17 protein-coding genes are annotated in these 19,720 nt (G+C 29.2%); all 17 read right to left on the reverse strand.

The features are described 5' to 3' along the window. Position 1: 1 nt before the first annotated feature. The 17 genes from NH341_RS15395 to NH341_RS12895 all read right to left on the reverse strand — a co-directional run bounded on the left by NH341_RS15395 (position 2) and on the right by NH341_RS12895 (position 19,626). Positions 2-1,069 carry an EpsG family protein gene (locus tag NH341_RS15395; protein WP_370641990.1) on the reverse strand — a complete coding sequence of 356 codons (1,068 nt, stop codon included), beginning with the start codon at positions 1,067-1,069 and terminating at the stop codon, positions 2-4. Positions 1,070-1,079: 10 nt separating this feature from the next. Next, complete coding sequence (locus tag NH341_RS12820) at positions 1,080-2,330, reverse strand: oligosaccharide flippase family protein (RefSeq protein ID WP_253057127.1); 1,251 nt, start codon at positions 2,328-2,330, stop codon at positions 1,080-1,082. Next, a complete protein-coding gene (locus NH341_RS12825) occupies positions 2,317-3,513 on the reverse strand; it encodes a hypothetical protein (protein ID WP_253057128.1) in 1,197 nt (398 codons plus the stop codon). The genes NH341_RS12820 and NH341_RS12825 overlap by 14 nt, the downstream gene beginning before the upstream one ends. Then, positions 3,503-4,033, reverse strand: coding sequence for a DapH/DapD/GlmU-related protein (locus NH341_RS12830; RefSeq protein ID WP_159616390.1), 531 nt, complete (start codon positions 4,031-4,033; stop codon positions 3,503-3,505). The genes NH341_RS12825 and NH341_RS12830 overlap by 11 nt, the downstream gene beginning before the upstream one ends. Further along, on the reverse strand, positions 4,017-5,183 hold the full coding sequence (locus NH341_RS12835) for a glycosyltransferase (protein WP_253057129.1): 1,167 nt from the start codon (positions 5,181-5,183) through the stop codon (positions 4,017-4,019). The genes NH341_RS12830 and NH341_RS12835 overlap by 17 nt, the downstream gene beginning before the upstream one ends. Then, positions 5,180-6,241 carry a nucleotidyltransferase family protein gene (locus tag NH341_RS12840; RefSeq protein ID WP_239179984.1) on the reverse strand — a complete coding sequence of 354 codons (1,062 nt, stop codon included), beginning with the start codon at positions 6,239-6,241 and terminating at the stop codon, positions 5,180-5,182. The genes NH341_RS12835 and NH341_RS12840 overlap by 4 nt, the downstream gene beginning before the upstream one ends. Beyond that, entirely contained in the window at positions 6,234-7,304 is a 1,071-nt protein-coding gene (locus NH341_RS12845; protein WP_239179982.1) for a GNAT family N-acetyltransferase, read from the reverse strand. The genes NH341_RS12840 and NH341_RS12845 overlap by 8 nt, the downstream gene beginning before the upstream one ends. Positions 7,305-7,312: 8 nt before the next feature. Further along, positions 7,313-7,882, reverse strand: a complete 570-nt coding sequence (purN, locus tag NH341_RS12850; RefSeq protein ID WP_159616382.1) for a phosphoribosylglycinamide formyltransferase — start codon at positions 7,880-7,882, stop codon at positions 7,313-7,315. 21 nt (positions 7,883-7,903) lie between these two features. Beyond that, the gene (locus NH341_RS12855) at positions 7,904-9,046 is read right to left on the reverse strand and encodes a LegC family aminotransferase (RefSeq protein WP_159616380.1); all 1,143 of its coding nucleotides are present in this window, start codon (positions 9,044-9,046) and stop codon (positions 7,904-7,906) included. Positions 9,047-9,048: 2 nt separating this feature from the next. Continuing rightward, on the reverse strand, positions 9,049-10,236 hold the full coding sequence (locus NH341_RS12860; RefSeq protein ID WP_159616378.1) for a UDP-N-acetylglucosamine 4,6-dehydratase: 1,188 nt from the start codon (positions 10,234-10,236) through the stop codon (positions 9,049-9,051). After that, on the reverse strand, positions 10,211-11,209 hold the full coding sequence (locus NH341_RS12865) for a Wzz/FepE/Etk N-terminal domain-containing protein (protein WP_253057130.1): 999 nt from the start codon (positions 11,207-11,209) through the stop codon (positions 10,211-10,213). Before NH341_RS12865 ends, NH341_RS12860 begins: the two co-directional genes overlap by 26 nt. A gap of 79 nt (positions 11,210-11,288) precedes the next feature. Further along, on the reverse strand, positions 11,289-12,572 hold the full coding sequence (locus tag NH341_RS12870) for a nucleotide sugar dehydrogenase (protein ID WP_159616374.1): 1,284 nt from the start codon (positions 12,570-12,572) through the stop codon (positions 11,289-11,291). A gap of 12 nt (positions 12,573-12,584) precedes the next feature. Beyond that, a complete protein-coding gene (locus NH341_RS12875) occupies positions 12,585-14,939 on the reverse strand; it encodes an SLBB domain-containing protein (protein ID WP_253057132.1) in 2,355 nt (784 codons plus the stop codon). Between the two features lie 94 nt (positions 14,940-15,033). Further along, positions 15,034-16,050: an NAD-dependent epimerase gene (locus tag NH341_RS12880; protein WP_159616362.1), complete on the reverse strand. Its 1,017-nt coding sequence runs from the start codon at positions 16,048-16,050 to the stop codon at positions 15,034-15,036. Next, positions 16,050-17,375, reverse strand: coding sequence for a UDP-glucose/GDP-mannose dehydrogenase family protein (locus NH341_RS12885; RefSeq protein WP_159616360.1), 1,326 nt, complete (start codon positions 17,373-17,375; stop codon positions 16,050-16,052). The genes NH341_RS12880 and NH341_RS12885 overlap by 1 nt, the downstream gene beginning before the upstream one ends. 38 nt (positions 17,376-17,413) lie before the next feature. Then, positions 17,414-18,346 carry a Gfo/Idh/MocA family protein gene (locus tag NH341_RS12890; RefSeq protein ID WP_159616349.1) on the reverse strand — a complete coding sequence of 311 codons (933 nt, stop codon included), beginning with the start codon at positions 18,344-18,346 and terminating at the stop codon, positions 17,414-17,416. Continuing rightward, positions 18,346-19,626 carry a nucleotide sugar dehydrogenase gene (locus NH341_RS12895; RefSeq protein WP_159616347.1) on the reverse strand — a complete coding sequence of 427 codons (1,281 nt, stop codon included), beginning with the start codon at positions 19,624-19,626 and terminating at the stop codon, positions 18,346-18,348. Before NH341_RS12895 ends, NH341_RS12890 begins: the two co-directional genes overlap by 1 nt. Positions 19,627-19,720 lie beyond the last annotated feature (94 nt).

The raw sequence follows: 19,720 nt of genomic DNA on the forward strand, positions 1-19,720 counted from the left end.
TTTAAAATAATTCAAAATTTAACTTGTAAGGTATTAACTTGTATTCTTCTCCCTTTATTAAAATCGTTCTAAGATAATAGCTCAATAGTACTATTGATAACAAAACTATTAAACTAACTCTAATAATTTGTTTCTTAAATTGTGATACTAAAACTGGTATTAAGAGTATATACACGAAGAAAAAATAACTATTTAACCTCATAAACATTTGAATCATTATCCCTTTGTCTTGAAGAAAAACTAAAAGCAATGTTAAAAAAGACAAAAAATTGATATTCAAGTATACTTTCTTATATTTAAATTCGCTAATTTTTTTTTCAAAAAGAATTAATGATATTGACATTAAGAAAAAAATATAAGTTCCTACACTTATTGGGGTTGTTTTGGTAAAATTTAAGTATTGCCCATAAGGGGATAAACTAATTAAGTAATTAATAAAGAAACTTCCTACAATTACTAGTAAAGTAACTAATAATCGTTTTTTTAAAGTAAAGTTTATTTGTAGAATAAAATATACTGGAATAATAATAAATAAAGATAAATGGAAGAAAAAAACACCTAAACCTATGCATATTAAAAAAAGTAAAAGTTTTTTATTTCTTATTAGATCTATCAAATTAATGAACAGTGCTATTGCTAAAAATTGTCTAACACCATTAAAACTTGCCAAATAAAAAGGAGCTATAGTAAGGTAAATTAAAATGGACAACCAAGGATTAACACTAAATTTTAAAATTATTCTGTAAACTAGTAGTTGCATTATCAGTGCTAAAAACAAAAAAATTAGTTGAGGCTTTGCTTTAATGTAACTAAAAAAGTTCACTATTAACATAAACCCTGGCTCGTTAGTGCTTGTCCATCTATTTTTTTTAAAAATACTTACATAATTATTATAGTCAACTCCTACTTCAAACCTAAAACCAGCAAAAATTGTTAGTATTAATACTATAATAAATAATATAATTTTTGTATTATTTCTATAACATGAATCCGTTTCTGTTTCCTCATACAAAGCACCTAGAAAACATAAAAAAGTTGTTATTATTAATAAAAGTAAATATGGTAGCATCTTAAAATATTTATTTATCTAACTGTTTGCAATAAAACAAAAACAAGATTAGAGAGACTACCCCTGATACAACAAAAACAAATGCTAAGGCATATACTAAAGAGTAAACATTATAAATAGGGTATAAAACTATCGACAATAAAACATAAAGTATACAAAACACATATGTATTATATCCATTCCATTTAGCTTTACCAATAGCTAATAATATATTTCCTGTAGGATTCCTTAACAGATAAGTAAAAAAAGTAGCTACCATGAATATTTTATACATGGGTATTGCATCTTCATATTCTTTACCAAAAAGAAAAACAATAATATCTTTAGCAAAAAAAATAGACACAGAAAAACATACTAAAGCTAGTGGTAGTATTATTTTCAAGTAATTAATATAGTAGTCTTTCAATACTTTTTTTGAGTTATAATTTCTAGCTAACATTGTAAAATCTGACTGCATTAAAATACCAGGTAGTGTCAATAAGTTAAAAGGTATTATAGTCGCTACCTTAAATGTTGCTATTTCTGTAGTATCCGAAGACAGAAAACCTATTAAAATAGGTGCTATTGAAAATATAATTTGATTAGCAAAACCACTAACACTTGTATGTAATCCATATCCCCAAAATTCTTTCTTGTTAATTTCTATTTTTTTTGAAACTGCTTTTACTTGATTATGAAATAATAAGAAAACAATCAAAGGAGCTAATGTTAATGCTAAAATATAACCATATGAATAAAAAAAGTAAACTAGGGAAACCGTTAACACAAAAGACACAATGCTAAAATAAACATTCAGTTTAGCAAACATTTTATTAATATTAATAATACGGAAGTAACTTTTCAATACATCCAACCAGTAGAAAGTCATTAGGCCAAATGACATTAATATTAAAAGTATTTTTATTTTGAAAGTGAAATAAGGCAAAATTATAACAAAAAATATTGTTACTAACACTAAACATAATGCATATTTACTTCCTTGTTTTAAAGTATAGTTATAATATTCTTTTCTTTTTGAAATTGATTTAGTTATAGCCCCAAATCTCAACAATGAGTAATTACCTCCCAAACCTGAAAATATAATTAATATGGCATAAAAAGATAACACATAAGCTATATCTGCATATTCCTCTTTTGATACAATTCTAACAACAGCAATAGATAAAAAAGCAGTCATAAACTTACCTAAAAAAGTTGAAAGAAATACTATTAGTCCTCCTCTCTTAACAAAACCATTTATAAATGTTTTAAAACCTGCCATTCTTATTTATTGATTCAGCAAATACCGTTGTTTCTAAATTGTATAAACTACTTTCCTTAATGGCCTTTAGCTGTTCTAAGTATTTATTATTATAAAAGCTAGACAAATATAAAACCTCTGCATACCATGCTTTTTGCACATCATGTTTATTGATATAGTTTTGAAAATTAGTGCTTTTGTGTATTAAATCTATGGCTTTATTTACCACTTTTAATAACTTTTCTTTGTTAAGGTCTACATTTATTTTCTCTTTCTTTTTTTCTGACAATGAATCATACACCACTAGCAATCTTAAAAAATCTGCTATATTAACCAATAAATAATCTATATGAATATCAGGTATAGCGAGGTCTCTTCCTATATATCCATTTTTAAAGAATAGTGTTGGAGAAACAACTTTGAAAAATAACGGGTGAATTATTTTTTGGTACATCAAATAAAAAATATTTTTATTCTCAACTTTTCGTAGATAATGTTCAAATAGGTAATTATCTACATTTTGTAAAAAAAGATTTACTTTACTTTTTCTATTAATTGTTTCAAATATCTTATTAATAGATATTATTGCCTTCTTTGCTTTATTTATGTATTGCACATTATCTATATAGGTGCTATCATCTCTGAGTAACAATAATAATGTTGTTAATGAGTCTATATGTGTATTTAATGTTAATGTATTTCTTTTTTCTTTTTTCCAATATTTAGTCTTTATATGACTAATTGGAGTTTTTCCTTCTTTTTCTGAAGTATCGTGACAAAACCATATTCCATTTCCCCATTTAAAAAAGTATGAGAAATGATGGTTAACAACCTCTTCTAGGTCTTTTTTAAAACAAATCCCATCTTTCTGTCCTGCTAGTAATGTTCTTATGGCAGCACTTGTTGATCTTAATTGTGTATCTTTTCCTCCTTTAAAGGAATTATGATACAAAATGCCCCCACAATATTCTTTTCTTTTTATTATGGCTTTAACTATCTTTCTTTTCTTTTCTTTCTGATTAATACCCGAATCAACCTCATACTCTTTTAACGCATAATACATGGATTCCCCTGTCATTTCAAAAAAGTATTCTTCTGATATTACATTAGTTACTAAAAACCCTTCATTTTTTGAAAAAATATTTTCAAACTCACAACAAACATCAATTTCACCTATTATATTTAATACCTTATTAAACTTCATTTTTAGCCTTTAAATTAACTAACTTCCTAAACCCCTCTAAAATTTTTTCATTAAACCTTTCTCCTTTTTCATAAGCTATTAACATATCTTCTGTTACATCATATAAAACATTCTTGTTTTCGCATTTTGTACAATAATCTTCTATAGTACACATAAACTTTGCTGGATTACCAGCTACTACAGCATTATCATTTACATCCTTTGTGACAATAGAACCTGCACCAACAATAACATTATTACCTATAGTAACACCTGGCATAACTACACTATTAGCCCCTAGAAAAACATTTTCACCTATTATCGTTTTTTCTATTCTATATTTCTTTGTGAAAAGGAAGGTACTAGAATCATGAGCTAAAATTATTGAACCAGGAGCTGAGATAAAATTATTTCCAATTTCCACGAATTCAGGAACTAATGTATCAACTAACGAATTACTATAAAACCTTTTACCTCTTTTAAATTTTGTTTTCTTCTTGTTTAAAAAAAAATTAAAAAACTTTTTAATTACCTTTTTCATTCTTTATATTGTATAATTTAGTCCACTTTTTCACTAATAAATCTTTCTTAAAAAAAACATTTATTATTTCTTCATTGTTATTATTATCTAAATTGATCTTGTTTATCGCATTTAATAGTGTTAAAGGTAGGTTTTCTATACTATCTACACTGTCAAAAACTAACCCCATATCTCTCAATTCATCATAGGGTAACCAATTTCCTGTTATTACTTTATTTCCTGCATAAAGATGTTCAAGCATAGATGCAGAAAGCATGTCTGTAGTTTGTAGCTGCACCATAATATCTGTTGCATTCCTTAGATGGGCAACTTCTTCGTTTGTCATAAACCTCTCTAAAAACTCTATTTTATAACAAGACTTTTTTGCTTTTTCTTTTATTTTTTTTATGTAGGGTTCATTCTTTGGGTATGTTACAGGAAATACTATTTTAATTTTATTTCTATGATATTTCAACTTATCTTCCTGCTCTAAAACTTTTAAAATTTTTAAATGCTGTTGCATTATACTAGCATTATAGCCTATCGTTACTATAATTCTATTATTATCTAAACTTAGATGTTTACTACTCTCTTCTTTTGTGTATTTTTTTTTTATTTCATTTAAAACATATAGCGGTTCTATTATAAAATAATTTGTAGTAATATTATCATTTAATAAACTTTCTTTATAATAGTTTCTAAGACTTTTTTCTATTTTTGAGTTAGATATAGTTATAAATTTTGCTTGATTTAATAATTTTAATATCTTTTCTTTCTTTTCTTTTGTAGCTCTTAAAAAATCACTTCCCCAAACAGAAACAACTAATTTACCTTCTATATTTTTAAGAAAACAATCTACATCCCTCAAAATTATATCTTCCATGTAATGGACATGGATTATATCATAATTACTTAGCAAACTTTTAACTCTATATCTAAATAATAACTGTTTAAAAAGCCCTCTGAGAGTTCTGAATTTTCCTAAGATTTTTGGTAGTCTCAAAGTATAAACATTATCAAATATTTCATCTGACTTTTTTACATCTTCTATTTCTTGAGACAAAACATCGATTATAACCTTTTTATTATTTAATTTATAGTATTGTTTTATTTCTGAAATTAAACCTCTTATTAATTGGTGTTTTCTATTTCCTACTATTAGGAGTCTCATTTTCCTATCATTTTTAAATACTCGTCCCATTGTCCAATATCTTTCCAAGATCCTTCACTTATTGGAAAAACTCCTACATTATGACCTCTTTCATGAATATTTTCAATTAAATCTGTAATATGATAAAATGTGTTCTCTGGTATAAAATCTAAAACAAATGGTTCTAATATATATACACCAGTGTTTATTTGATAAGTTAACTCTGGCTTTTCGGTCATTTCTTTAAACATTCCCTTCTTACCTGTTTTAATAGTACCATAAGGAATTTTAAAATGTTTTAGTGCAGAAACCATCGTTATGGCATTATTATTTTTTTTATGGTAATTGTAAATATCTTCTAAATCTTGATTAATTAGAATGTCGCAATTAGACACAAAAAAAGTCTTTTTTATTTTACCTTTTAAGAGGTACATCGAGCCAGCAGTTCCAAGAGGTTTTGGTTCTTGAAAATAATTAATATTATAATTAGGGTTCTTTAATTGGTCGAAATAATGCTTAATTGTTTCTACTTTATAATTTACAGACAAATAATAATCTTGGCAACCTATGCCTACAAAACAATCCATTATTTCCTCTATTATTGTTTTGTTCCCTATTGGTATTAAAGGTTTTGGAATTATATTTGTTATAGGTTTTAATCTAGTTCCTTTTCCTCCTGCCATAATAACGACAGGGCAGTTAAGACTTTCTTTATTTCTCTTAACTTCTTTACTAAAAAAGTCTTCCCAAAAATGAACATTTACTAGTTCTCCTTTTTCATTAACAACAGGCATACATTCTATTTTCTTATCTAACATTTCTTTTTTTATATCAGATATTGTATTTGAAGTTTTTCCTAATGTTATTTTCTTTCTTAAGATATTTTCTATTCTAACACTAAATTCTTCTCCTTTTAAAATTGCTCTTTGTATATCTCCTATACTCAACACTCCAGTAAAAACATCCTGCTGAAAGACTAACAGCATTTTTTTTTCAGCTGAATCCATTAATTTCAATGCCTCTAAAATTGTAGCACTATCCTTTATTGAAATTTTTTTTATTTTAGATAAATTATCCATTTTTATTATTTACTGTGATTTTATATCTTAATAAGTTATTCGACGTTCCTATTAACTCTTCATATTTTTTTTCCCAAATTTGTATGACCTTCTTATAAATAGATTCGTTATGTATTTTTTTTCCTATAAAAAAGTCTTTTGTCTTTTTTGAATACATTAATTTAAACTTTAGTAAACTATCATCTTCCGAAATAGTTCTCCCTCCGCCAAAATGGATTTTAGAAACTTTTCTATTTATTGCCGACTTTATAAATTCGTTATATAAGAAATTATTAGGTCTGAAATTAAGGAACTCTGTTCTTGATGCTCCTAAATGATAATGTGCATGTTCCTTATTTATAAAGCATAAAAAGGCTCCTATCACTTTCTCTTTAATAATTGCATAATAAATTACCACATCTTCTATTTTATCCATACTCAAGAAATACTGCTTATTAAACATTAAATAAGTTGAGGCATTCACCCTTTTCATGTTTTCTGTATAAATATCAAAAAAAAGTAACAAGTCTTCTTTCGTTGGCTTTTCTATTACTTTCCCAGTAACTCCCTCTTTTTTTGCTTTTTTTATTGCTCTTTTACAAGAGTTGGAAAAGTTTTGATAAAAAAAATCATAGTCATGATTCTCTACTTCAATACAAACTGTTTTACGGTCAAATAGTATATCTAAATAATTTTTGGATAATTTATGATTATTTAATAAAGGGTTAAACCTAGTAAACTCTGCTATTATATTTTCTTTTTCACAATACTTTGTGAACATATCATAGAAACTATTTATAACTTTAGTTTCATTAGTTGTAGTTAATAAACCATTATAACCATATGCACCTTCAATATCATAATAACTCCCTTCTTGTTCCAAAAGGGTAATTTTATTTTTCAAAAAAGGATATGCTATAAAATTATCTTTATTTTCATAAACGAAACAAAACATTTCACCATCTCCATAATCTTCATATAATTTATAATATTCGTATTGATAATAAGTATCATTTCCCAACCTTCTAATTACCTCTTTCCACTCCTTTTTTTCTAGACTACTCAATACTTTAAAACTTTCCATCTTAGAGATCACATTTTGTTAATTGTACTTACAGTTAATTCTGAACCTGCTTTAAATATTTTGAAATCTAAATCTTCAAAGGTATCTTTTTCTTCTATTTTTATGGCTCTTTGCTCAATTATCTCACCTTCATCAATGTTTTCATTTACAAAATGGGTAGTGACTCCTGTTACTTCCACTTTAGCTTCTAAAGCTTTAGTTATAGCTTTTGCCCCTTTAAAACTTGGCAATAATGAAGGATGTATATTTAATATTGGTTTATTATATTTTTGTAAAAAATCTTTTGTTAGAATATAATTCCATCCAGCTAAAAAAATAAAATCTATGCCAAAATAATCCAACACCGATAATATTTCATTTTCGAACTCTTGCTTATTATGATAATCTTTAAATTTAATTAATCGATGGTTAATCTTATTTTGCTCTGCGACCTCTAATGCTTTAGAACCTTCTTTAGAACTTATTATTAGCTTAAATTCATTTTTAACGAAACCTAGTTTAGAGTCCAAAATCAGCTGTATTGCTCCTCTACCAAATCCAGATATTAACACAGCAAACTTTTTTTTATCTTCTTTCATAATCTTCAGTTTTGAATGGTTTTATTTGTTCCTTGCACTGCTTGGTATGTTAACTATTCTTTCTTCTAAAAACAAAGCATTTTTTTGACTATCTTTCTGACAATTTTTATACATAGGCAACCTAAACATTAATTGCCAAATTGGTCTTGTCATAACTCCTGCTTCATTTGTGGAGTTTAAAAATAAATCCCTTTCTTGTTTATTATTTAATTCAATACTCATTAACCAATAATTAGCTCTAGTTTTAGCAGGCTCTTTTCTAAACTTAACCCCTTTCTTAGTAAAAAACATATCATAACTCTCTGCTAACTTTCTTTTTTCATCTATGAAATCATCTAGGTTCTCTAATTGTGCACATACTAAAGCTGCATTTAAATTAGGCATTCTAAAATTATACCCTAATTCGTTATGTACATACTCATACTTATGAGGTTCTTTAGCTGTAGTTGTAAGAAATTTTGCTCTTTCACCCAATAATAAATCATTTGTAATAACAGCACCCCCTCCTCCACTGGTAATTATCTTATTACCATTAAATGATATTGCTCCAACTTTGCCAAAACTCCCCGTCGGTCTCCCTTTATATTCACTTCCTAAGGACTCTGCTGCATCTTCTATAATAGGAATATTCCATTCTTTACAAACTGCTATAAGTTCATCTAAATGAACAGGAAAACCAAAGGTATGCATTGGCATGCATGCTGATATTTTTTTCCCTGTTTTTTTATTATAACAACCATCCTCTCTTAAGTCTCCATACTCCTCTAAAAAATCTCTTACAGCTTGTGGTGACAATCCCATAGTATCTTTATCTACATCTAAAAATATGGGAGTTGCATTATTATACGCAATTGCATTAGCTGTTGCTACAAATGTTAAAGCTTGAGTTATAACCTCATCTCCTTTTTTAACCCCTATTAGTCTTAACCCTATTTGTAAAGCAGCTGTTCCATTAACAACAGCTACAGTTTTTTTAGTCTTTGTAACCTTACTAAGTGTACTTTCAAAGAGATTAACATATTCTCCAACACTTGACACGTACGTAGAGTCAATACAGTCCTCTATAAATTTTTTCTCATTACCCCTAAATATTGGAACGTGCAATGGAATAAAGTCTTTACTATTAAAAGTACTTCTTATAAACTTTATTGTTTCGTTTATCATAATTACATTTTGCTATCTAAATATTTATGGGATTCAACATGACCGAAATTAGGTATCATTTCATGAAACAATGCTACTACCTCTTCTTTTGTCCAATTCCTATTTTCTCTCCATGCTTGAACAACATTTAAAAAATTTAATAACTTAGACTCATTAAAAATCGCATTGTTTTTTACAATTCCCAAATTGTAATGTTTTTCTAAATCTAATTCTTCTTTTTCTGTAAAGAACTCTTCAAAACTTTTTTCTCCTGTAGTATTACTTTTCGAAAATAAACAAGGCCATTTCCTATCCTTTATAAGCTCTTTTACCTTTTCTCTAGCTTCCTCTTCATTATCGACAAGAAAAGGTTTATATCCTTTACTTTCAAGGTATTTTATTGCTATCTCTGAAAATGTGATTAAATGAAGCCCTTGATCTAATTTAGGAAAATAAATATCTCTATTACTTCCAAAAATACAGGACATTAAACACAATTCACCTGATTCTTGGGGAGTTACAAAGTAACGTTTTACATCTGATGGTGCAGCTAACGGTTGCTCTTTTTTTAATCTTTGATCAAAACCATGCAATAAGGATCCATCTGAAAATGCAACATTAGCAAATCTTGCTGTTGAAATCTCTATCTGCTTGCTTTTTTGCATTAGAAACATTTCCATTATTCTTTTGGAACCTCCCATCATGTTTACTGGGTTAGCTGCTTTGTCTGTTGAAACACAAAAATATTTTTTAACTCCACTAATAATAGATTGATCAATTGTTTTTATAGTGTTTAATATATTTACATTAATCATTCTCATCAATGTAAACGGATCTTTTTCACTTCGAACGTGTTTTAAAGCAGATAAGTTAAGTACATAATCATACACTCCGTCACATTCTATAAAGGCATCATACTCAATAGAACCAATATCTAAAGCAAATGTTTTAAACTCTCCTGAAATGTATCCTAAAGAACTTCTTAAGTCACGTACTAATTCTACTAAATTGTTTTCACTTATATCTACTACATGTAATTTAAGTGGGTTTCTTTTAAATATTTCTTTTGCTACAGCTTGACCAATAGTTCCAGCCCCTCCTAAAACTAAAAATTTCGAGGAAGATACTATTTTCGATAACTTCTTTTCATTTTCATTTATATCTTTATCAAACAATTTTTGTGTTCTATTTATTAAGTCTAGGTGATTCATTCATTATTATTTTTAGATTATTGAACATTATAACTATTATACCCAATAATAACCCTAGCAGTAATGATATGGCTAGTACATTTCTATAAATAGGAGATGATTTTTCATTAGGTATACTTACCTCTTTGATGGTTATAAAAACAGGCATGTCCTCTTTTATCTTAAGTTCTTGTAACTGTACTTTTTTTGCTAATTCACTATACAATGTAAACGCTAAATCATATTCTGACTTAAGCTTTGTTAATTTAGCTTGTGATGACTTTGTTATAAGACCTCTATTATTATCCTGAAAATAGGCTAAATTTCTTTGTATACTTAAAAATTCTTTTTTCTTCTCTTCAAAATTTTTCTTTATGTAAACTAGATTCTGCTTTGCTTTATCTAATTTATACTGAATTATGGTCTCTTGTAATATACTTTTACTCACTGCTAATAAATTAGCAGCGAGTATAGGGTTTTCATTTTCTACTGAAAATAGAAATTTATTTTCTTCCTCTATGTAATTAATATTTATTTGTCTCCTTAATATTTTAAATAAAGAATAGTCCGTATTTGATATTTTAAAAATCTTGATATCGTCATCAACGGTTGCCGAATCAACCGTGTCTTTAATATTTATTATATATATTTTTTTTAATTTCTTTTTCTTACCGTCAACTGGGTCTATAAATTTTATATTAATTAACCTATGAAGAAATTTATTACTATGTATTATTTCTTTATACAAATTGGGACTTATCAGTTCTGCATCTCCTGAGGCTCCTAATTGAACTCCTGCAATTGCGGCTAAATTCCCCAAACCCGGAGCACCTGTGCTCTTGGATGATTGCGTTATGAAAGTTGTTTTTGCAATATATTTATTTGGTACGAACAATAAATATCCAATACCAAAACCTAAACATAATATTAAAACAAGAAATAATATTTTCTTTTCTTTCTTTAAAAGATTTACAAAAAACAATATATCGCCCATTGATTAACTTTTTTTTTACTAAAAAAATTCTATTACTAAAACACTATTGATTATTCTTTTTTAAAAACACAAAATATTATTATAATCTTCTATTAACCAAACTCTTAGGCAACACTCCTTTTACATCATATACAACAGCATTAGGAGTACATAACTTATCAAGGTTAATTTCTTTAAATTCGTTATGCGAAACAGCTAAAACTACTGCATCATATTTTTGATTCGTGGGCTCTTTTTGGTAAGTCTTTAACTCATATTCTCTTTCTACTTCTATCTCATTTGCCCAGGGATCAACGATAGTAACATTAACACCAAACTCTTTTAAACTTTTAACTACATCTATAACCTTAGTATTTCGGACATCAGGACAATTTTCTTTAAAAGTAAAGCCTAAAATTAAAACATCAGAGTTTTTTATGATAATCCCATTACCTATCATCAACTTAACAACCTGGGAAGCAACATATTCCCCCATACCATCATTCATTCTTCTACCAGACAATATGATACTTGGATGATACCCAAACTCTTCTGCTTTTTGAGCTAAATAATACGGGTCTACTCCTATACAATGTCCTCCTACAAGTCCTGGTTTGAATGGCAAAAAGTTCCATTTAGTCCCTGCAGCTTCTAAAACTTCATGTGTATCTATTTTCATCAGACTAAAAATTTTAGCTAATTCATTTACAAAAGCTATATTGATATCTCTTTGTGAGTTTTCGATAACTTTTGCTGCTTCAGCTACCTTAATTGAAGATGCTAAGTGTGTCCCTGCTTCGATAATAGACTTATATAATTTATCAACTTTATTAGCTGTTTCTTTTGTAGATCCTGAAGTTATTTTCAAAATTTTTTCTAAAGTATGAACTTTATCTCCAGGATTAATTCTTTCAGGGGAATAACCTACATAAAATTTTTCATTGTATTTTAAACCTGAATACTTTTCCAAAACAGGTACACATTCATCTTCTGTAACCCCAGGATACACAGTGGATTCATAAATAACTACATCTCCTTCTTTTAAAACATTACCTACTAATTTACTTGCTTTTAGTAATGGTTTTAAAACAGGCCTGTTATTTTTATCAATTGGGGTTGGAACAGTTACTATATAATAATTACAATCTAAAAGATCTTTTGAATCATAACTACAAAACAATCCTTTATCTTCTGATAAGTCAGAAGTAATTACACTCTTTAATTCTTCTTCACTAACTTCAAGAGTTTTATCAATTCCTCTCTTTAATTCATCAACTCTAATCGTATTTATATCAAAACCTACTACCTTATATTTAGTAGCAAAAAGTCTGGCTAGTGGTAACCCTACATATCCTAAACCGATTATCCCTATTATTTGCTTCATATTTTTTATTTTTTATTTCTCTGTCAACGTTTTTACCAAAACTCCTAAGGTTGCCAACCCTGTAGTTATAGCTATTACTTGTTGGGTTGTAACTTTATTTGTTACCTCAGGCTTTTTAGGGACTAAAATAACTGCGCCTGGTTTTACATCTGGATATGATTTAAAGAACAAAAACTTTTTTGTTGTTCTAATATCTCCATTTGCATACACTATATATGCTCTGCTCTTTTTTGCACTTTCTGAAAAACCTCCAGAGTTTTCTATATAATGTTTAAATGATTTCCCTTTTTCATATCTCACCAATGATGGTGACAATACCTCTCCTTCAACCTTTACGGTTTGTCTTTCAGAAGGAATAAATAACTCATCTCCTTCTTCTAAAATTATATCATATTTTGACTTTTTTCCTCCTGAGGCTAATATTTTTTGTAACTCTATTCCAATCTTAAAATCTTTCTTCTTTTTTATACGCTGTTCAACATTACTAGATAATGAATCTCTTTGGGCAAAGTCAGCTATAAAGTCTGATTGCTTTTCATCTTCCTCTTCATTGTTCTTTCTTGTTAAAAAAGCACCTTCTACATAAGCGTATTTTGTTAAACCTCCAGCTTGTTCTATTAAATCAGAAATTCTTTGATTTTTTTGACCAATTGAATATTCCCCTTCAAAATTAACTTCTCCTGTAATAGTTACTCTTTTTTGTTCAGTATATCCTTTTAAATATCTTACAGAAACAATATCAAACGGTTTTAGTACAAAATTATCTAAATGATCAGTACCTAGATTTTTACTTGCACTTAAATCAAAATTTTCACTAACCGTTTCAAAACTTCCATCTTTCAGTCTTCTAGATACATCAATCATGCTTGCATCCGCTCCATCTTTCAATCCTCCCGCTAATACTATTAAATCCTCAACACGCATTCCTTTCATGTAATCAAATTCCCCTTCTTTATTCACTGCTCCATTAATTGTGATGAACTCTTTTTCTTTCAATTCTTCTTTCGTGAAAATGTAAATACTATCACTTTCTTTTAAGAGTATATGTTCTTTATTTTCCATTGCCTTTCTTGGAGAGAAAGATAGCGTTTCCTTATCACTCTTATCATGTGTTCTTACAATAATACCTCTATCTAAAAAGGCTTCTTTGGTTACCCCTTCAGCTTTTAGTAACAAGTTAGAAGCAGTCATTCCTTCTTTATATTCGTAGTTACCAGGCTGAAAAACAGCCCCACCAATACTAACTCTATTCAAAAACTCGTCTACTATTTCATTTACTTTGATATAATCTCCGTCTTTTATTTTAACTAAATCAAAATTATCTTTTGAAACCTCTACAATCTCTTTTTGAACCCCTTTAATTCTCTCTATAACAACTTTTTGTCTATATGCATTTGAGGTGAAACCACTACAATAATTTAATAAGTCTTTTACACTTTCTTCAGTTTTCATCTCAAAAATACCTGGTCTTTTAACGGCTCCTTCAATAGTAATTTTACTTTCATAAGGTTTTACTATTATAACATCTTGATCTTGAACCGTTATGTTTCCTTCTTCTGAACCATTTACTAAAAACTGATAAAAATCAAAATCAGCTTCCTTCACTCCTCTCCTAAAAAGCTGGATCCTTCTGAAAGTACCATTCTTTGTTGGCCCTCCTGCTGCATATAAAGCATTTAATACTGTGGATAAAGCACTAATTGAATATGACCCTGGGACCTTCACTTCTCCTACGATATTCACTTGAACATTTCTTACTTCTTTTATAGAAACAGCTATATTTACTTTATTATAACTACTAGAAGAAGCTCCTATTCCTGCATAGATTCTTTTTAGGTAATTTTTTATTTTAGATTTTGCAGCACTAACTGGTAATCCTATTAATTGAATATAACCAACACCTTCTACATTTATTGCTCCTTGTTTGTTTACTTTTTTCTCATAATTTACCTCTGCAGCACCCCAAAGATCAATTGAAACTACATCTCCCGCTCCTATTATATAATTCTCTGGTGTAGCTATATTTAAATTTGGTGTAAACGAAATATTTGGATTATTAAAAAAGTCATATCCGAAGAGTTCTTCTTTTTTTTCTTCCTTTTTTTCTTCTTCTCCTGTTAACCCAAAAAGAAGTTGAGTACTATCTACTTCTTCTTGTGGTTCTTCTTCATTTTCCTCTTTTTTATTTAGTGGTTTACTTTTAAGCGTCTCTATTCTCGCTCTAAGCTTTTGAGCTTGTAATTCGGACATTCCTCTTGTTTTTGCTATTGCTAAAGCCTGATCTAGAGTATATCCTTCTTCTTTTATTTTTTCCCAGTACTTAGCTACTTGTTCATCAGATAAATCATCAACTTCTATTTGACTCATTTGATTCTGAATATTTTGGGCTTGTCCCTCAGCACTAGCTAACACCAAAAAAGTAGCTAGAAATATTTGTAACAGAATTCTCTTAAATAACATTTTAACTTCCAATGTAAAAAACTTTAAACCAATTAATAAACTCTTTTATTCCTTTACTTAAACTTGTATTAGGACTGTAATTATAATCTTTAATTAATCCATCAACATTTGCCCAAGTTTTTTTCACATCCCCCATTTGCATAGGTAACATTTCTTTAGTAGCTTCTTTTCCTATACTCGTTTCAATCTGAGTAATAAATTCTAACAATTTTACAGAATCATTATTTCCTATGTTATAAACTTTATACAAGTCTCTTTCTTCAACAGGCTTCTCTATTACTCTTTTCACTCCTTCTACTATATCATCTATATAAGTAAAATCGCGCTCCATATCACCATTGTTGAACACTTTGATTGGACGATCATTTGAAATGGCATCGGCAAATAGTATCGGTGCCATATCAGGTCTTCCCCAAGGCCCGTATACAGTAAAAAAACGTAATCCTGTTGTTGGTATTTTATATAAATAACTGTAGGTATGTGCCATCAATTCGTTACTCTTTTTTGTTGCAGCATACAAACTCACAGGATTATCGACTATATCCTCTTCTGAAAAAGGTACCTTTTTATTCATTCCATAAACACTTGAACTACTTGCATACACTAAATGTTTAATCTCATGATGCCTACAAGATTCTAAAATATTTAGGAAACCAACAATGTTACTTTGAATATAAGCATTAGGATTTTCAATACTATAACGAACACCTGCTTGTGCTGCTAAATTACATACAACATCAAAGCTTTCTGTAGTGAATAACTGAAATAATTCTTTTTTATCTTCTAAGTTTAGTCTGATAAACTTAAATTTTTCACTAGTACTGCTAGTTATTTCTTTGTAGTATACCTCAGCACTTTTTCTTTCAACTCCTAACTCTTTTAATCGAGCATACTTTAAATTGACATCATAATAATCGTTGATATTATCTATTCCTACAACTGTGTGCCCTAACTCTAATAGTTTTTGACTTAGATGAAATCCAATAAAGCCTGCTGCTCCTGTAACTAAAATTTTCATTAGTTTTTTCCTATTTGATAGTATTCAAATCCTTTTTCTTCCAATCCATAGGTAGTATATTGATTTCTTCCATCAAAAATAACTGGAGTTTTCAGTTGTTTTTCAATCTCAGAGAAATCTGGTGAACGGAATTCTTTCCATTCTGTCAATAAAATCAACGCATCTGCATTATCTAGCACCTCGTACTTTGCATTTTTATAGTCAACATTCTCTACATCTTTTAAATAAAAATGCTGTGCCTCTTCCATGGCCTTAGGATCATATGCTTGTACTTTAGCTCCTCTCTTTACTAGTTCTTTTACCACATAAATTGCTGGTGCTTCACGCATATCATCAGTTCCTGGCTTAAATGCCAATCCCCAAAGACCAAAAGTTTTCCCTGATAAGTCTTCTCCAAATTTATTGATAATTTTATCAGCTATCACAAACTTCTGACGATTGTTTACTTCCTCTACTGACGTAATCAATTTTGCTTCATATCCGTTTTCTTCAGCTATCTTCTTTAAAGCCTTTACATCTTTTGGAAAGCAAGAACCTCCATACCCTGCACCAGGGTAAATAAAACTATATCCAATTCTTGAGTCTGAACCAATTCCTGCTCGAACATTATTTACGTCAGCTCCAACTCGCTCGCAGATATTTGCCATTTCGTTCATGAAGGATATCTTTGTCGCCAGCATTGCATTTGCTGCATACTTGGTCATTTCTGCTGAGCGAACATCCATAGCAATAAAACGTTCATGCGACATAGTAAAAGGTGTATATAGTTGACGCATTTTATCAAAGGCATAATCAGATTCTGCTCCTATTACTACTCTATCAGGTTTCATAAAATCATTGATAGCATCTCCCTCTTTTAAAAACTCAGGATTAGACACTACATCAAATTCAAGCGTTGCTTTTCTTTTATCTAATTCTGCTTGTATTGTTGCTTTTACTTTATCTGCTGTTCCTACTGGCACAGTAGATTTATCAACAACAATCAATCTGTCATCCATTCTCTGACCTATCTCTTTAGCTACAGCTAATACATATTGTAAATCTGCCGCCCCATCTTCTCCCATTGGAGTTCCAACCGCTATAAAAACAATTTCAGATTCATTAATGGCTTCTTCTAATTTAGTAGTAAAGAATAAATTCTGCTTTTCTACATTCTTCAACACCATTTTTTCTAAGCCTGGTTCATAAATGGGAATAATTCCTTGATGAAGCTTATCTATTTTTTCTTGATTAATATCTACACAAGTCACTTTATTCCCCATCTCTGAAAAACATGTTCCAGATACTAACCCCACATATCCTGTACCAATAACAGCTAGCTTCATTTCTTTTATCTACTTTATTTTTTTTACAAATATATATATTACAAAAGATAATGCTTCTCTCCTGTATTTATTAATTTAGAATTACGAATATCGTGTACTATCTCAATTGATTGTCTTGCTTCTCGCAAACCAAAACCATTACCTTTTAATATTTCTTGATAGCTTATAGTATGGAGATCTGTAAAACCTGAACTAAATTCAATTTCTTCTCCGTTCACAGTAATAGAACGATAGGTACGTTGTCCTTTTTCTTGAATTTCTTTTGGTAAGGTGGCTTCGTCAATTGATAAAAACCAACGTACCCGTGCTTTTTCAAACTCTAAATAGCCTGAAGCTTTGTGTTTCTCTCTTATATGTACTTTATTTTCTTGTGCATTTCCGAAAATCCAAGACAACATATCAAAAAAGTGCACTCCAATATTGGTTGCGATTCCTCCTGACTTACTTTCATCTCCTTTCCAAGAAATATCATACCAATTTCCTCGTGAAGTTATATAAGTTAAATCTACATCATACTTTTCTTCCTTTTTCTCTCTTTCAATTTTATTTTTCAGTGCTATAATACTAGGATGTAATCGTAACTGAAGTATTGTATTAATTTTACTTCCTGACTCTTTTTCAATTGCTTCTAAAGCGTCTACATTCCATGGATTCAACACTAAAGGTTTTTCACAAATAGCATCTGACCCTCTACGTAATGCCATACGTATATGAGAATCATGTAAATAGTTTGGGGTACATATACTCACATAATCTAACTGAATATTTTGCTGTCTTTTCAATTTTTCTACGTGACGATCAAACCGTTCAAATTCCACAAAAAAATCTGCTTGAGGAAAATAACTATCAATAATTCCTACACTATCATTTTTATCCAATGCAGCAATCAACAGATTATTAGTATCCTTTATGGCCTTTAAATGTCGTGGAGCGATGTAACCAGCTGCTCCTATGAGTGCAAAATTCTTCACTATAAACTTTTATCTACTATTTTTTTTGACAAAATCCCTTTAACATCATAAACTACTGAATCTTTTTTCTTTAAAGAAAGAATGTCTATTTTTTTATACTCTTCATGTGCTACTGTTAACACAATAGCATCGTACTTTTTACTTGGCAATTTGTTTGTTGATTGTAATCCATATTCTTTTTTAACCTCATCAATATTTGCCCAAGAATCATAAATTGTCACCTTTGCTCCATATTCTTTTAACGAACGAACCACATCTACCACTTTAGTATTACGAACATCTGGACAATTTTCTTTAAATGTAATGCCTAAAACTAAGACATCAGCATTTTTTATTTTGATATCACGACTTATCATTAATTTAATCACTTGAGAAGCTACATACTCCCCCATTCCGTCATTCATCCTTCTTCCTGCTAAAATAATTCCAGGGTGATACCCTAACTCTTCTGCTCTTTGCACTAGATAATATGGATCTACTCCAATACAATGCCCTCCAACTAATCCTGGTTTAAATGGTAAAAAATTCCATTTTGTTCCTGCAGCTTCCAAGACTTCTTGAGTATTAATGTTCATAAACCCAAAAATCTTCGCTAATTCATTCATAAAAGCAATATTAATATCTCTCTGAGAATTTTCAATTACCTTTGAAGCTTCAGCTACTTTTATACTCGAAACTAAATGAGTACCTGCAGTAACTACTGAACTATATAAATCATCTACAAATTTTGCAATTTTTAATGTTGAACCAGAAGTAACCTTTAAAATATTCTCAATGGTATTCTTTTTATCTCCAGGGTTAATTCTTTCAGGGGAATATCCTGCAAAAAAATCTTTATTAAACTTTAACCCAGAAACTTCCTCCAACACAGGTACACACACTTCTTCTGTAACCCCTGGATACACTGTTGACTCATAAATAACAACATCATTCTTCTTCAAAACTCCTCCTACAGTTTTACTTGCATCTATCAGCGGGGTTAAAACCGCTCTGTTATTTTTATCAACTGGTGTAGGAACTGTTACTATAAAAACAGTACAGTCTTTAATATCGTCAACTTGAGATGTACAAAACAAACCTTTCTCTTCTGTTTTTTCACTTTGTATTACAGACAACAGTTCTTCTGAATCTACTTCCTTAGTAACATCAATACTTTTATTAAGTTCTTCTACTCTTGTTTTATTTATATCAAACCCAACCACAGAATACTTCATCGCAAATAACCTTGCTAATGGCAATCCTACATACCCTAACCCAATTATTGCTATTTTCTTATTCACTACGTAGTCTCTTTAAAGATTGTTCAAGTTCACAAAACTACAAAAAATTGCATGAATGAGATGATTATAAAATAAAAAAGTCTCATCAAGAATG

It is taken from the genome of Tenacibaculum sp. XPcli2-G, assembly GCF_024124505.1.
Taxonomy (GTDB): Bacteria; Bacteroidota; Bacteroidia; order Flavobacteriales; family Flavobacteriaceae; genus Polaribacter; species Polaribacter mesophilus.